Origin of the sequence: Flavobacterium humidisoli (assembly GCF_023272795.1) — a bacterium.
Classification (GTDB): Bacteria; Bacteroidota; Bacteroidia; order Flavobacteriales; family Flavobacteriaceae; genus Flavobacterium; species Flavobacterium humidisoli.
On record NZ_CP096829.1, the window covers coordinates 3,322,152 to 3,336,327 of the forward strand.

Annotated in this window: 14 protein-coding genes; 6 read left to right on the top strand and 8 right to left on the bottom strand. The window is 33.4% G+C overall.

Annotation, left to right across the window (positions count from 1 at the left end; all coding sequences use genetic code 11):
• Positions 1-129: 129 nt before the first annotated feature.
• Together msrB and prfB are read right to left on the bottom strand one after the other, a co-directional pair.
• Positions 130-576, bottom strand: coding sequence for a peptide-methionine (R)-S-oxide reductase MsrB (gene msrB, locus M0M44_RS14270; protein WP_248726253.1), 447 nt, complete (start codon positions 574-576; stop codon positions 130-132).
• Between the two features lie 75 nt (positions 577-651).
• Positions 652-1,750 (bottom strand): peptide chain release factor 2 gene (gene prfB, locus M0M44_RS14275; RefSeq protein ID WP_111424189.1). Its coding sequence is split into 2 segments (ribosomal slippage): positions 652-1,686 and positions 1,688-1,750, totalling 1,098 coding nucleotides; the frame shifts between segments, so codons are not numbered across the junction.
• 151 nt (positions 1,751-1,901) lie between these two features.
• On the opposite strand from prfB, the gene M0M44_RS14280 reads away from it, so the two are divergent.
• Complete coding sequence (locus M0M44_RS14280; protein ID WP_066032199.1) at positions 1,902-2,921, top strand: threonine aldolase family protein; 1,020 nt, start codon at positions 1,902-1,904, stop codon at positions 2,919-2,921.
• Positions 2,922-3,066: 145 nt separating this feature from the next.
• Here the strand turns inward: M0M44_RS14280 and M0M44_RS14285 are convergent, their stop codons facing one another.
• Complete coding sequence (locus M0M44_RS14285; protein ID WP_057118616.1) at positions 3,067-3,387, bottom strand: YbaB/EbfC family nucleoid-associated protein; 321 nt, start codon at positions 3,385-3,387, stop codon at positions 3,067-3,069.
• Between the two features lie 143 nt (positions 3,388-3,530).
• Here M0M44_RS14285 and M0M44_RS14290 point away from each other — a divergent pair, with 143 nt between their 5' ends.
• The 4 genes from M0M44_RS14290 to M0M44_RS14305 all read left to right on the top strand — a co-directional run bounded on the left by M0M44_RS14290 (position 3,531) and on the right by M0M44_RS14305 (position 9,210).
• Complete coding sequence (locus M0M44_RS14290; protein ID WP_248726254.1) at positions 3,531-5,591, top strand: S9 family peptidase; 2,061 nt, start codon at positions 3,531-3,533, stop codon at positions 5,589-5,591.
• Between the two features lie 72 nt (positions 5,592-5,663).
• Positions 5,664-6,704 (top strand): cysteate synthase, encoded by a 1,041-nt coding sequence (gene capA, locus M0M44_RS14295; RefSeq protein WP_008462690.1) that lies wholly within the window; start codon positions 5,664-5,666, stop codon positions 6,702-6,704.
• A gap of 339 nt (positions 6,705-7,043) precedes the next feature.
• Positions 7,044-7,940, top strand: a complete 897-nt coding sequence (locus tag M0M44_RS14300) for a LamG domain-containing protein (RefSeq protein WP_248726255.1) — start codon at positions 7,044-7,046, stop codon at positions 7,938-7,940.
• A 358-nt stretch (positions 7,941-8,298) separates the two neighbouring features.
• Positions 8,299-9,210: a LamG domain-containing protein gene (locus M0M44_RS14305; protein ID WP_248726256.1), complete on the top strand. Its 912-nt coding sequence runs from the start codon at positions 8,299-8,301 to the stop codon at positions 9,208-9,210.
• Positions 9,211-9,255: 45 nt separating this feature from the next.
• Here M0M44_RS14305 and M0M44_RS14310 read toward each other — a convergent pair whose 3' ends face one another.
• Entirely contained in the window at positions 9,256-9,462 is a 207-nt protein-coding gene (locus tag M0M44_RS14310) for a hypothetical protein (RefSeq protein WP_248726257.1), read from the bottom strand.
• 145 nt (positions 9,463-9,607) lie between these two features.
• On the opposite strand from M0M44_RS14310, the gene M0M44_RS14315 reads away from it, so the two are divergent.
• Positions 9,608-9,898: a hypothetical protein gene (locus M0M44_RS14315; RefSeq protein WP_248726258.1), complete on the top strand. Its 291-nt coding sequence runs from the start codon at positions 9,608-9,610 to the stop codon at positions 9,896-9,898.
• A gap of 21 nt (positions 9,899-9,919) precedes the next feature.
• Here the strand turns inward: M0M44_RS14315 and M0M44_RS14320 are convergent, their stop codons facing one another.
• The 4 genes from M0M44_RS14320 to M0M44_RS14335 form a co-directional block, all read right to left on the bottom strand.
• A complete protein-coding gene (locus tag M0M44_RS14320; RefSeq protein WP_248726259.1) occupies positions 9,920-10,300 on the bottom strand; it encodes a hypothetical protein in 381 nt (126 codons plus the stop codon).
• A gap of 111 nt (positions 10,301-10,411) precedes the next feature.
• Complete coding sequence (locus M0M44_RS14325; RefSeq protein ID WP_248726260.1) at positions 10,412-10,936, bottom strand: hypothetical protein; 525 nt, start codon at positions 10,934-10,936, stop codon at positions 10,412-10,414.
• Between the two features lie 125 nt (positions 10,937-11,061).
• Entirely contained in the window at positions 11,062-11,775 is a 714-nt protein-coding gene (locus tag M0M44_RS14330; protein ID WP_012024626.1) for a YebC/PmpR family DNA-binding transcriptional regulator, read from the bottom strand.
• A 258-nt stretch (positions 11,776-12,033) separates the two neighbouring features.
• A complete protein-coding gene (locus M0M44_RS14335) occupies positions 12,034-14,070 on the bottom strand; it encodes a S41 family peptidase (protein WP_248726261.1) in 2,037 nt (678 codons plus the stop codon).
• Positions 14,071-14,176 lie beyond the last annotated feature (106 nt).

Consider the following 14,176-nt stretch of genomic DNA (forward strand, 5'->3'; position numbering starts at 1 on the left):
AATTGAAAATTGAGATATGTAAATAAAAAATTTAATTGTGAGGTTATAGCTTACATTTGTTTTGTTAAATCATTTATTTCCTGTTGATTAAAAAAAAGCGGTTCATTTTACTGAACCGCTTTTTAAGTATTATTCTTTAATTTTTGATAATGAAACTGCGTTAATACAGTATCGTAAACCGCTTGGAGGTGGTCCGTCTGGAAAAACGTGTCCTAAATGAGCATCACACACATTGCATGTCACCTCAACACGAATCATTCCGTATGATTTATCGGCGTGGTAACCAACCGCATTTTCTTTTACAGGCTGTGTAAAAGAAGGCCATCCTGTTCCAGATTCGAATTTTTCGCTGGCATCAAAAAGAACCGTTCCGCAGCATTTGCACTCATAAATTCCAGGATCAAACAAACTGCACAATTCAGAACTAAAAGATCTTTCTGTTCCTTTTAAACGTGTAACTTGAAATTCTTCTGGAGTTAGAACTTGTTTCCATTCTTCCTCCGTTTTCTCCACTCTTTTGTCGGGAGTTGGATTTCCTTTATTTGTAAAATGAATTACATCTGCCCATTTTATCATAACTTTTTATTTTAAAGTTTAAAGTTTCAGGTTTAAAGTTTACTGTAAGCACAAACTGCAACTGAATACGAGGCGCTATTCCTCTTCCTTCTGTCCCATCATCATAAGATAGGCTTTTAAGAAAGGATCTATATTTCCGTTCATTACGCCGTCAACATCGCTGGTTTCGTAACCTGTACGAACGTCTTTTACTAATTTGTAAGGTTGCATTACGTAATTACGAATCTGTGAACCCCATTCAATTTTCATTTTTCCAGCTTCAATATCGGCACGCTGCGCTTGCTGTTTCTTTAATTCAATTTCATACAATTGGGAACGAAGCATCTGCATGGCACGCTGTCTGTTGTCCTGTTGTGATCTCGTTTCAGAACATTGAATCTGAATTCCAGTTGGTTTGTGAACTAACTGAACTTTAGTTTCAACTTTATTTACATTCTGTCCACCAGCACCACTCGAACGAGAAGTTGTAATTTCGATATCGGCAGGATTAATGTCGATTTCGATACTATCATCAACTAATGGATAAACGTAAACCGATACGAAAGAAGTATGACGTTTTGCATTACTGTCAAAAGGTGAAATACGAACCAAACGATGAACTCCATTTTCTCCTTTTAAATACCCAAATGAATAATCTCCTTCGAATTCTAAAGTTACGGTTTTAATTCCGGCAACGTCGCCTTCTTGAAAGTTAAGCTCTTTGATTTTGTAACCATAGCTTTCTCCCCACATCATATACATACGCATCAGCATTCCTGCCCAGTCGCAACTTTCTGTTCCTCCAGCCCCTGCAGTAATTTGAACCACTGCGCTTAAACTGTCTCCTTCATCAGAAAGCATGTTTTTGAATTCGATATTTTCAATATGTGCTTGTGCCGCTTCATATTGTTCGTCTAATTCGTCTACAGAAAGTTCTCCTTCTTTGTAAAAATCATAAGCCAGCTGTAATTCTTCTGTAAGAGATACGGCTTTGTCATAATCTTCAATCCATTTTTTCTTGTTTCGAAGGTTCTTTACAATGTTCTCTGCTTCTTTTGGATTGTTCCAAAAATCAGGAGCAAAAGTTTTTTCTTCTTCGTTTGCAATCTCGATTAGTTTAGCATCGACGTCAAAGATACCTCCTCAACGCACCAAGGCGCTCCACAATACCTTTTACTTGTTCGGCTGTTGTCATAAATTAATTAATAGGTTTTTATATGTTTTTTAGAATTATTACGTTAATTTGGTCTATAGAAACGAGCGAGTTAAATTTTATTAAACTTGCCAAGAATAACTATTTGTAATACGTAATTTTGCATACAAAAATAAGATATAGTTTTTAGAATATGGAAATAAATTTAATCAGCGATACCATAACAAAGCCTACTTATGAGATGCTTCAGTATATGTTTAACGCTCATGTCGGCGATGATGTATACAAACAGGACCCAACGGTGATTGAATTAGAAAACAGAACAGCAGAGTTTTTTGGTATGGAAGCTGGACTTTTTTTTCCGTCTGGAACTATGGCAAACCAGACTGCAATTAAACTGCACACGCAGCCTGGAGAACAATTAATTGCAGACAAATATGCTCACGTTTATCATTATGAAGGTGGAGGAGTTTCTTTTAATAGCGGTGTTTCTTGCTGTTTATTAGATGGAAATCGCGGAATGATAACTGCTGCTCAAGTAAAAGCCGCAATAAACGATCCAGAGTTTTATCATAGTCCGCTAACAAGCTTGGTTTGTGTAGAAAATACGACCAATAAAGGTGGTGGAGCTTGTTACGAATTAGAAGATTTAAGAGAAATAAAAAAGGTCTGTGATGCTCATAATTTGAAGTTTCATTTAGATGGAGCGAGAATATGGAATGCATTAGTAGCTAAAAGACAGAACCCAAGGGAATTTGGAGCTATTTTCGATACTATTTCAGTTTGTTTATCTAAAGGTTTAGGCGCTCCAATAGGTTCAGTTTTATTGGGTAGTAAAGCTGATATTCATAGAGCGTTGAGAATCAGAAAGATATTAGGGGGTGGAATGCGTCAGGTGGGTTATTTAGCCGCTGCTGGATTATACGCTTTGGCTCATAATATCGAAAGATTGGCAGAAGATCACCGCAGAGCCAAAGAAATTGCTAAAATCCTAAGTACAAAACCTTGGATTGCATCAATTGAACCTGTTGAAACCAATATTTTGATTTTTTCGCTTGCAGAAGGTTATAGCGATCAACTTTTAATTGAAAAATTAAAACAGAAAAATATATTGATAAGTTCTTTGGGACATAATAAACTTCGTATTGTAACACATTTAGATTATAAAGAAGTAATGCATACTTATGTGTTGGAGACGCTTTCGAAGTTCTAGGAAAGAAGGTTCAAAGTCGCAGAGGGACAGAGGTACATAGGTTTTTAAAAAAAAAAGACGCGCAATGCGTCTTTTTTTTTGTTTTTTATGAAAGTTAGACAAAGTAAAAAGCCTTTGAGCCTTTGCAACTCTGAGCCTTTGAACCTTATTTAAATAAATTATCCATTCCAGGAATAGAAGGCATATCCATTCTGGCAACTGCGTCTAATTCTCTTTCGTTAACATTTGTAGCTTTTTCGATTGCTTTGTTTAGAGTAACAATCAAATAATCTTCTAGTTGTTCTTTATCTTCAAACAAAGAATCATCAATAGAGATCGATTTTATCTTTCTGCTAGCTGTAATAGTAATTTTCAATAATCCGTCAGCGCTTTGTTCATCAATCAAAACAGTATCTAAACGCTTTTTTGTATCTTCAATTTTTTGCTGGGTTTCTTTAAGTTTACCCATCATTCCCATTAAATCCATTTTTGTTGATTTTTTAAATTATTACAGACAAAATTAGTATATTGCTGTGTTAATTCAATAGAATATTTTATGAAAAAATTAATTTTGTTCTGTTGTGTTTGTAGTATTTTTGCGTCTTCATATTAAAAATTAATGCTAATTCAATGCAAAATGATATATCGGCTCCAAAGGCCAAAATAATACCCAAAACATTAAAAAAACATAAAGAATCTAGAATTGACAACTATTTCTGGCTTAACGACAGAGAAAATCCAGAGGTAATTGATTATTTAAATCAAGAGAATTCTTATTACGAGAATATGACTTCTCATACTCAAAATTTAAGAGATAGTCTATTTGAAGAAATGAAAGCAAGAATTAAAGAAGATGATTCTTCGGTTCCTTATTTCTATAATGGATACTTCTACATTACTCGTTTTGAAACAGGGCAGGATTATCCAATTTTTGCAAGAAAAAAAGGAAGTCTTTCTGCAGAGGAAGAAATTCTGTTCAATTGCAACGAAATGGCAAAAGGACACGCTTATTTCAAATTGGGAGGTTTAAGTATTAGTCCAGACAATAAATTTGCCAGTTTTGGAGTCGATATTGTTGGAAGAAGAATTTATACCATTCAAATTAAAAACTTAGAAACAGGCGAAATTTTAGCAGATAAGATAGAAAATGTTACTGGAGCTTCGGTTTGGGCAAACGATAATAATACCATTTTTTACGTAAGACAAGATCAAGTAACCCTTAGAGCGGATAAAGTTTTTAAACATAAATTAAATACAGAATCTGAAAATGATGTTTTGGTTTTTGATGAAGTTGATGATACTTTTAATGTATCGATCAGTAAAGAAAAATCAAGAAAATATATTGTTATTGGTTCTGGAAGTACTTTAACTACAGAATATAGAATTCTTAATTCGAATAATCCAGATGGAGAATTTACAGTTTTTCAACCTCGCGTTCGCGGATTGGAGTACAGTATTTCGCATTACGAAGATTCATTTTATATTTTGACGAATAAAGACAAAGCCACCAATTTTAAATTGATGAAAACGCCTGAAGACAAAACAGGAAAGAAAAATTGGGTTGATCTTATTCCGCACCGAGAAGATGTTTTGTTAGAAGATATCGAAATTTTTAAAAACTATTTAGTTGTAGAAGAGCGTTCTAACGGATTAAATCATATTCGAATCATGCCTTGGGGCGATGAGCCAGATTATTATCTTCCTTTTGGCAGCGAAACATATAATGCGTATACAACAACCAATGTTGATTTTGATACCGATATTTTGCGTTACAGTTATCAATCATTGGCAACTCCTTCTTCTGTAATTGATTTTAATATGAAGACTAAAACCAAAGAAATCTTGAAAGAGCAAGAGGTTTTAGGAGGGAAATTTGATAAGAACAATTATATAGAAGAAAGAGTTTGGGCAACAGCAAGAGATGGTGTAAAAGTGCCAATTTCGATGGTTTACAGAAAAGGATTGGAGAAAAATGGTAAAAATCCGTTGTTGCTTTACGCATATGGTTCATACGGAATTACGATGGACACTTATTTTTCTTCTACAAGATTATCGCTTCTAGACCGCGGATTTGTTTATGCTATTGCGCATATCAGAGGAGGCGAGGACTTAGGAAGACAATGGTATGAAGATGGAAAACTGTTAAAAAAGAAAAATACCTTTACAGATTTCATCGATTGCTCTAAATTTGTAATAGACCAAAGGTATACTTCTCCCGAACATCTTTATGCTGAAGGAGGATCTGCCGGAGGACTTTTAATGGGAGTGATTGTAAATGAAGCCCCTGAATTGTATAATGGCGTTATTGCTCAGGTGCCTTTTGTAGACGTAATTACCACGATGTTGGATGACAGTATTCCGCTTACAACTGGAGAGTATGACGAATGGGGGAACCCGAACAAGAAAGAATATTACGATTATATGTTGTCGTATTCGCCTTACGATAACGTAAAAGCACAAGAATATCCTAATATGTATGTGTCTACTGGTCTTCATGATTCGCAGGTACAATATTGGGAGCCAGCTAAATGGGTTGCAAAATTGCGAGATTTGAAAACAAATAATAAACTTTTGTTTTTAGATACAAACATGGATGCAGGTCATGGCGGGGCTTCGGGACGTTTTGAGGCTTTAAAAGACTTAGCAAAAGAATTTAGTTTTTTATTAGATTTAGAAAAAATTAAAAGCTAATTAGAAATTTTTTGTTAAATTTGCAACCTATCAAGGTTAATTTAGAAAAGGCCTTTGATTAACTATTTTTTTATGAAAGAAGAAATAACTGCTTATAATAATGTTTTAGAGTTAATAGGAAACACCCCCCTTATTAAGCTAAATAAAATTACCGAAGAGTTAGAAGGAAATTTCTACGCAAAGGTAGAAGCTTTCAACCCAGGTCATTCCTCAAAAGATAGAATAGCACTATATATTATTGAAGAAGCCGAAAGAAAAGGAATTCTATCTCCGGGAGATACCATTATCGAGACAACATCTGGTAATACAGGATTTAGTTTAGCGATGGTAAGCATTATTAAAGGTTACAATTGTATTTTGGCTGTAAGTTCAAAATCATCTAAAGACAAAATTGACATGTTGAGAAGTTTAGGCGCCAAAGTGTATGTCTGTCCGGCTCACGTTTCTGCAGATGATGAAAGATCTTATTATAATGTAGCAAAACGTTTGCATGAAGAGACAAAAGGGTCAGTCTACATTAATCAATATTTCAATCAGTTGAATATTGATGCTCACTACAACACTACAGGTCCAGAGATTTGGGAACAAACAAAAGGACAAATTACGCACTTAGTTGCTTGCAGCGGTACAGGAGGAACTATCTCGGGAACTGCAAAATTCTTAAAAGAAAAAAATCCAAATATTAGAATTTTAGGAGTGGATGCTTTTGGATCAGTATTGAAAAAATACCACGAGACAAAAGAATTCGATAGCAAAGAAATTTATCCTTACCGTATAGAAGGTCTTGGTAAAAACTTAATCCCATCGGCTACAGATTTTGATATTATTGATAAATTCATGAAAGTAACCGACGAAGAAAGTGCTCACTCTGCTAGAGAGATTACTAGAAAAGAAGGTTTGTTTGTTGGATATACTTCTGGAGCAGTAATGCAAGCTATTAAACAATATGCTGAAGAAGGAGAATTTACAAAAGACAGTAATATTATTGCGATCTTCCCAGATCATGGTTCTCGTTACATGAGTAAAGTATTCAGCGATGACTGGATGAACGAACAAGGTTTCTTTGATAGTGTTAATGAAGAAGAAGCTCAAAAAATTGAATTTGTAAAGTAATAGTACTTTCCATAATATAGAAACTCCATTCGTAATTTTCGAATGGAGTTTTTTTTGTTGACTACTTTTTTAGTCAAATGGGTATAAGTTAAAATTTATTATTTTATTGATTATACCGTATTTATACGTAGGAAATTATTAATATTGATAAATTTAATTTAAAATTTTAATAATATTTTTGAGTTTTAAAAAATGTATTTCATGGCTGAAATGCATGAAAAACGTTATTTTAACGAGTATTTAGGTAAGTTGTCGGAAATATTTTAGCTCGAAACCATAATAATATAGTTTAGTGGTATTAAAAAAACATAGTTTGTTTAATCCCTAAAATCTACTATTATGAAAAAATTACTACTAACAGTATTGTTTGTAAGTTATTTGAATGTAAATGCGCAAACACCGATTCAGGAATTTAACTTTAATGGTACTTTAAATAATACTGCAAACACCACTTCGTTTATCGGTACCAATAATTTCGTAGCAGACAGAGCTGGAGTTATAAAAGGAGCTCAGCGATTAAATAATAAAGCTCTAGAAGCTGTAATTGACAATCTGCCTCAAGGAAAAAGCTCAAGAACAATTAGTATTTGGGTAAAATTCAATGATATTTCAAACGCAAACTATATTTGGGGCTACGGAAGTCCGTTAAATGCTCAATATTGTGGCTTACTACAGCAAGGAACCACCACTTCTAACTCTGATTTGAGTTTAGCAGCTTGGGGAGCTTCTAATGATGTTATTGTGTCTACACCTCTAGAAAAGAGTGTTTGGTACAATTATACCATTACCTACGAAGGAACTACCTCTAAAATATACCGAGATGGCAAATTATTGAAATATCTAGAAGGTATGGCCAGATCTACTAATGGCACTATTTTTAGATTGGGCGAAATCAATACAATGGTTGGGATAAATGCTGATATAGACGATTTAAAGATTTACGATGTAGCTTTAACTCCAGAGCAGGTAATAGGATTATATGAAAGCGAAAAAGCAACTAATTTGGTTGCGGCTTCTGTAGAAACAAAAACTGCAAAAACTGCGGTAAAAGCAAAAACTTCAAATGAAACGATTATTAGTTCAAGCGATATAAGTGGTGCCTCTAAGACAGTTGAAATTTATTCGCAAGGACAAAAAATAGTAGGAAGTAATGCGGCAAATATTAGCAATCTTCCAGAAGGGACTTATTTATTAAAAATCACCAACACTCCGTCAAAGAAAATTACTTCTAAATAAAGGTTTTTTAGTTTTTAAATGTTAGTTAGTTTTTTTATTGCGCAAGCAATTGGGTTTTTGGAATAGTAAGGAAAGCTTTCTGTGTTCAGAAGGCTTTTTTTAATTTGTTCGATAGGCAAGCTCTATTGAACTTCAAATATTCTTTAAAAGAAAGGTCTTTGATGCGGAAATGTATTTTTGTGAGAATTATGCATTTGTATGTAGGAATTGTTTGGAGATGCTGAATTTTAATTATAGTTTTAACAAATTTTATAAAAATAATAAACGAATTTTAGAACTGTAAAATCTAAAGAATTTAAATTTTACAGTTAATTGCTATTTGCCTTAAACCAAAACTACTCTGATAAAAGCTACTACTATGAAAAAAATATTACTCACTTTAATGTTTGTAAATTTTTTAACTGCGAATGCACAAAATCCGGTGCAGGAGTTTAATTTCAATGGAAATTTAAACAGTGTCGATAACTCCATTTCATTTTTAGGCACACCGCTTTTTGTGAACGATAGAATGGGAAGTCCTAAAAGTGCTTTGCGACTTGTAAATAAAGGGTATCAGGCTGTTGTCGGAGAACTTCCACAGGATAATAAACCCAAAACAATATCGGTTTGGGTAAAATTTAATGCGGTTAACATTCCTAATTATATTTTAGGATATGGCAATGCCGTAAACGGACAGTACTTTGGATTAGTTCAGCAGCCAGTAGTAGGATCTAGCGCAGATGTAAGTTTGGTAGGATGGGGAGACGCGAATAATGTAATTGTTTCTGTGCCTTTAGCAAAAGAGACTTGGTATTTTTATAGTATTACTTATGATGGAAATATTTCCAAGATCTACCGAAATGGCGAATTGCTAAAATCTGCAGAAGGAATTCAGCGTTCTGCAAAGGGTTATATTTTAAATCTTGGAAAATTGAATACCTCAACGAGTATCAATGCAGATATTGACGACTTAAGATTGTATAGTGTTGCCATGACAGACGAACAAGTGAGAGAAGCGTATAATAGTTCGAAACCGAATGGTGCGCCAGTAACCGAAAGCATACCTGTCTCAAGCCCCGCAACTTCAAATGCACCAAAAAAAGCTGTTGCAGCACCTATGCATGCAAAGACTGTAGCTCCCGCGGCTTCAGCGGAAACCAGTAAAAGCGGTAAAACTATTGAGGTTTTTTCACAAGGAAAACAAATAATGAGTGCCAATGCCTCTAATATTACTGATTTGCCTGAAGGGACTTATTTGATCAAGGTTATTAATTCCAGTAATAAAAAATAGTTTTCTGTAAAAAATAAGCCCTCCAGATTTTGGAAGGCTTTTTTTTTATCTCTTTTTCTGCTGACCTGGAGCATAAGCTTTTGCGCTTTTATCTCCGTTCATTTTTTTCGCTTGTCCAGGTGGTATTTTTTTACCAGATGGAGCAGAGTGGTTGTGAACGTGTGTATGCGTACTGCAGCTAATTACACTCAATACTAAGAACAAAAGTACTAGTACTACGACAGCAATGCGGGTGATTTTTGATGTTTGCATTTTTAGTTTTAATTTATTTGAGGTGTTGCAAATATAGTCGAAATGTTATCTTTAGCTATATTTAGGCTTAGTTTAAAATGAGTTCAAATAATGATTGTTATATATTTTATATTAGCTTTGATCTCCTGAATATAGATACATTAAAATGACGATAAAAGAAAAATTTTTAATAATCGGATTTAAAGATTTTGTTCATTTGGATAAGGAAAAACGAGACAGAAAAGAAAGAATTGCTTTTTGCTCTAAATATCTTAATGAAGAGATTTTTCTTTTGCTGGTCAATGATAATGGTATTTGGGAAATCGAAAAAATTGAGGATAACAATATTATCAGTATTACATTAAACAAAAAGAAATCTTCACTTGAAGTGGAAGACTTGCTTTTGTTTTTTAAAAACTATTACTATTCTAAAAATGATTTTTTGAATTTTCTATAAATATTTTTTTTGTGAATAAGATTAAATGAAATTTTCGATTTGTAAAACCGTATGTATAAAAAAGCCATAATAACCTCTATTTTCATGGATATCAAAAATTAAAAGATAAGTGTTATGGCAGTCTTTAAAATTACAAATTTGATACCTGAATGAAAGTAGAGTGTTTGGATCTTCTAAATTTTCTAGTCTAACTATATTGTTTTGGATTAAATCATGATTTGTAATTCGGCCAGTTTCGATTAATGCACTTAAAAAATTAGAGCTTTTGAAAGAAATAATAGCTTCATGTTTTATTACTCCGTTTCCGCAGTAAAAACTGAAATGTAATTCAAAATCTGGAGTTTCAATTGGAAATGATCTTTCTCCTAATTGTATTTTTTTTATAATTGAAATTTTGGTCATAATGGTGACTCGCGATTGATAAACAAGAGAAGCGTTTTGAAAACATTCTTTAGTATTCTAGAAATTCCGTTTTTGTATAATAATCTGTGAAATATGAAAAAGCAGGAGATTTTAAATTGTTATTTCTTTGTAATATCTTCCTCTAGGTTTCTTTAATTTAGCTACTACTTCATCTGTCAATAATGGAGACTCCCAAATGCCAAGAATATACGTAATATCTTCTCCCAGCATATCTTCTCCAGCGCCTCTCGGTTGACAGTCAAATTGCCAACGAAGAAATTCAATCCTTAAATATTCTTTATCGTCCAATTCCATTAAAGTGATATAACCAGGGCAGTCATACAGTTTATGAATTTTTAAAACGCTTTTATAATATCCTTTTAAATTATCGTCTTCTTCAATTTCGAATCCGTATGTTTTGGATAGAAACAATAATTCATCTAAAGTAAAATATTCATCGGAAGCTACGGATGATTTAGCGACTAAATTCTTTGTATAGGTCTTTTTCTCGGAATATTCTACATCTAAGATTTTTATAGAAGGTCTTATCAATTCTGTTTTTATAGAACCTAATCCCTCGGTATCGCCTTCGGCAATTTTAGATTGAACGCAGTAGAAGCTTTCTATTAGTTTCATTTAGAGAATTTTATTGTCAGTTGCATGGCTAACAAATATAGATTTTTATTTTAAAGAGAAAGCTCATAAAGCAAAAAAAGCTCCGGAAAAATCCAGAGCTTTTTAAAATATATTTTATAGAAATATTATTCTTCTTTCATTGTATGATAAACGTTCATTACGTCATCATCTTCTTCGATTTTTTCGATCAATTTTTCAACATCAGCAATTTGAGCTTCAGTTAATTCTTTTGTGATTTGCGGAATACGCTCAAAACCAGAAGAAAGGATTTCAAGACCTCTGTTTTCTAATTCTTTCTGTAAAGCACCAAAACTTCCAAAAGGAGCATAGATTAAGATTCCGTCTTCATCCTCAAAAACCTCTTCAGCACCAAAATCAATCAATTCTAATTCTAATTCCTCAGCGTCGATACCATCTTTTGCAATTCTAAAGTTGCAAGTGTGGTCAAACATAAACTCAACAGAACCTTGAGTTCCCATTGTTCCGTTGCATTTGTTGAAATAACTGCGAATATTAGCTACAGTTCTGTTATTGTTATCAGAAGCAGTTTCAATTAAGATTGCAATTCCGTGAGGAGCATATCCTTCAAACAAAATTTCTTTATAGTTGGCAGTATCTTTGTTACTTGCATTTTTAATTGCGCGCTCCACATTGTCCTTTGGCATGTTGGCAGCTTTCGCATTTTGTATAACAGCTCTTAATCTAGAATTGGCATCTGGGTTTGGTCCACCTTCTTTAACAGCCATTACGATATCTTTACCAATTCTGGTAAACGTTTTGGCCATTGCAGACCAACGTTTCATTTTTCTTCCTTTTCTAAATTCGAACGCTCTTCCCATTTCTAATTTTTAGTTTTGTGATGCAAAAATAAGGTTTTCCTAATTTTTACAAAAACAAAATGGTTCTTTTTTGTTCTAGGTTTCAAGTTTAAAGTTACTTGGTTTGTGTTGAATTTATCCGCAAAGTGCGCTAAGGTTTACGCAAGGTTTGCAAAGCTTTATTTATATAGCTTTGTGAACTTTTTTATTTTATACCTTAACTTAAAAATTTCTTTGTGTAAACCTTAGAGGTTAAACCTGAAACCTGAAACAAAACCATTATTTACTAATTCCATTAAATTCGTTGATGATGTTTACAGCCTCGTTGAGGTACGGATTTGTTTTAAGGTTATCCATTTGATATTGATTAATCGTTTTGTCATTTGGATAAGCACCTAGAAGAAACTGATTAACGCTAGAATTGTACACATCAAGCGGATTATTTTCATCATTAAAAGTATTGATCTCTGTCCAAAGTGCACCTAACGTCTTTTTCTGCTTGAAAACCGAATCTAATGTCATTGGAATTTCCGCTTTAGGAGCATTCACGAGCTGATCTATTTTAAGATTAATCTTTTTAATGTTGTTGAAAAAGTAGTTGTCTGACAATCTCTGCGAGCTGTTTTTAGCAATTTTGTCTATCAAATTTCGTTTTACATACGTCTTGTATTTTAAGAAAGGTTCGATGCTATCGTTTTTTATCGCCGTCGGAAAGTCGCTTTCTTTTTGGTATACATCTTCATAAAACTCAGGCAGTACAACATCTGGTTTTACGCCAATATATTGGTGGCTTTTACCTGTAATCCTGTAAAATTTATTGATTGTAATTTTTAAGAAATCCGTGGCTTTATCTTCTTCAAGCGGAAGAATAGTCTGCATAGTGGCTTTTCCAAGCGTATTGCTTCCTAGCAAAAGGGCACGGTTATAATCTTGCATAATAGAAGCAAAAAACTCACTTGCTGAAGCCGTATTACTATTTACCAGAACTACAATTGGACCTCGATAAATAACGCCTTTAAACGGATCGTTAATGACAGATTTCTCTTTTTTGTTGTCAATTACAATCGAAAGCGGACCGTAATCTACAAACATTCCAGCCAGTTTTATCGCTTCTTCCATAGAGCCGCCGCCGTTGTCTATAAGATCAATAACAAGCCCTTGTATGCTGTCTCTTTGCAGTTTTATGACCTCGCGCGCCACATCATCTGCACAGCCTTTTCTGCTGTTGCCATCGAGATCGGCATAGAAACTCGGAATTTTTACATATCCAATTTTACTGTCTTTGCCAATGATGAAACTGAAAACAGAATTTTCTTCATCTTTCATCATTTGTTTTTCTATAAAAACATCAAAACTTTTGCCCGAATTGCGTTTTAAAGTAAGTGTAATATGTTTGTTATTTTCAGATAAAATCATGGACGATATAGACTCCAATGAGGCACAAGAAACCTGAAGTGTTTCTTTCTGATTGGAAATCGAAATAATCTGATCGCCTTTTTTTATCTGTCCTGTTTGATAAGCTGGTCCATTTGGATCGATTTCATCAATAATAATTTCATTTTTCTCGTTGAGGTTTACCGTCATTCCAAGCGACAAATGTTCTTTTGACAAAGAAGCAACAAAACTCGTTTTAGAATCATCACTAAAATAAGCCGTATGAGGGTCAAAATACGTGCAGAAGAAATTGTATAGTTTTTCTTCTTGTTTGGTATTAGAATCTATTAGCGAATTAAAACGGCAGATTTCATTTGTAAGAATTTGATTTTTAGAAGCTTGTTCGATAGATTTGAAATTGGTTTTTAAAGAATCGAGATTGTCGCTCGTTTCAACAATATCATCTAAGATCTGATAACGCAATTTTTTAACCCAAACCTTTTCTAAGTCTTCTTTCTTCAAATAAAAAGCAAAAGATTTTTTATAAAAACGAATGGTATCTTTCTTCGTATAATCAATCGGAATGCTCTGAATTTTTTCTAAAACTTTTTTAGTGCGTATAAGGCCGTTTATGTAGGTAGCTTTGATATCGGTAAGAAAGCTGCAGTCATTCTTTAAAATTAAATTATCGAGATTGTAACGATATTTCTGAGCCAATTCGTCATATTCGCTCTTAAAGAAGATATTGCGTGAAGGGTCAAGTTCGTTAATAAGATTGTCAAAAACAAACACAGAAAGGCTGTCATCAACCGGTTTTGGTCTTAAGTGTTCTGCCTGAATAAGCGCATTTATTTTGTTTAATATTTCACAAGTTTCTGCGCTGTTCTGACCAAAAGATATAGTTGATGTCAGCAAAAAAAGGAGTAGTGAAATCTTTTTCATAAATGGAAATTCGTGGGTTCATGATTAAAGTTACACTAATTTTTTTACAAATTGTAGGTTTTTTAGCAAAATATCGACAATGAAAAGTTTTTAATCGTTAAACGAA

What these genes read in the sequence shown, in the direction of transcription:
- M0M44_RS14330 (WP_012024626.1), bottom strand. Translation starts at nt 11,775, where the DNA reads ATGGGAAGAGCGTTCGAATTTAGAAAAGGAAGAAAAATGAAACGTTGG.
- M0M44_RS14285 (WP_057118616.1), bottom strand. Translation starts at nt 3,387, where the DNA reads ATGGATTTAATGGGAATGATGGGTAAACTTAAAGAAACCCAGCAAAAA.
- M0M44_RS14335 (WP_248726261.1), bottom strand. Translation starts at nt 14,070, where the DNA reads ATGAAAAAGATTTCACTACTCCTTTTTTTGCTGACATCAACTATATCT.
- M0M44_RS14305 (WP_248726256.1), top strand. Translation starts at nt 8,299, where the DNA reads ATGAAAAAAATATTACTCACTTTAATGTTTGTAAATTTTTTAACTGCG.
- msrB (WP_248726253.1), bottom strand. Translation starts at nt 576, where the DNA reads ATGATAAAATGGGCAGATGTAATTCATTTTACAAATAAAGGAAATCCA.
- M0M44_RS14280 (WP_066032199.1), top strand. Translation starts at nt 1,902, where the DNA reads ATGGAAATAAATTTAATCAGCGATACCATAACAAAGCCTACTTATGAG.
- capA (WP_008462690.1), top strand. Translation starts at nt 5,664, where the DNA reads ATGAAAGAAGAAATAACTGCTTATAATAATGTTTTAGAGTTAATAGGA.
- M0M44_RS14320 (WP_248726259.1), bottom strand. Translation starts at nt 10,300, where the DNA reads ATGACCAAAATTTCAATTATAAAAAAAATACAATTAGGAGAAAGATCA.
- M0M44_RS14325 (WP_248726260.1), bottom strand. Translation starts at nt 10,936, where the DNA reads ATGAAACTAATAGAAAGCTTCTACTGCGTTCAATCTAAAATTGCCGAA.
- M0M44_RS14290 (WP_248726254.1), top strand. Translation starts at nt 3,531, where the DNA reads ATGCAAAATGATATATCGGCTCCAAAGGCCAAAATAATACCCAAAACA.
- M0M44_RS14310 (WP_248726257.1), bottom strand. Translation starts at nt 9,462, where the DNA reads ATGCAAACATCAAAAATCACCCGCATTGCTGTCGTAGTACTAGTACTT.
- M0M44_RS14315 (WP_248726258.1), top strand. Translation starts at nt 9,608, where the DNA reads ATGACGATAAAAGAAAAATTTTTAATAATCGGATTTAAAGATTTTGTT.
- M0M44_RS14300 (WP_248726255.1), top strand. Translation starts at nt 7,044, where the DNA reads ATGAAAAAATTACTACTAACAGTATTGTTTGTAAGTTATTTGAATGTA.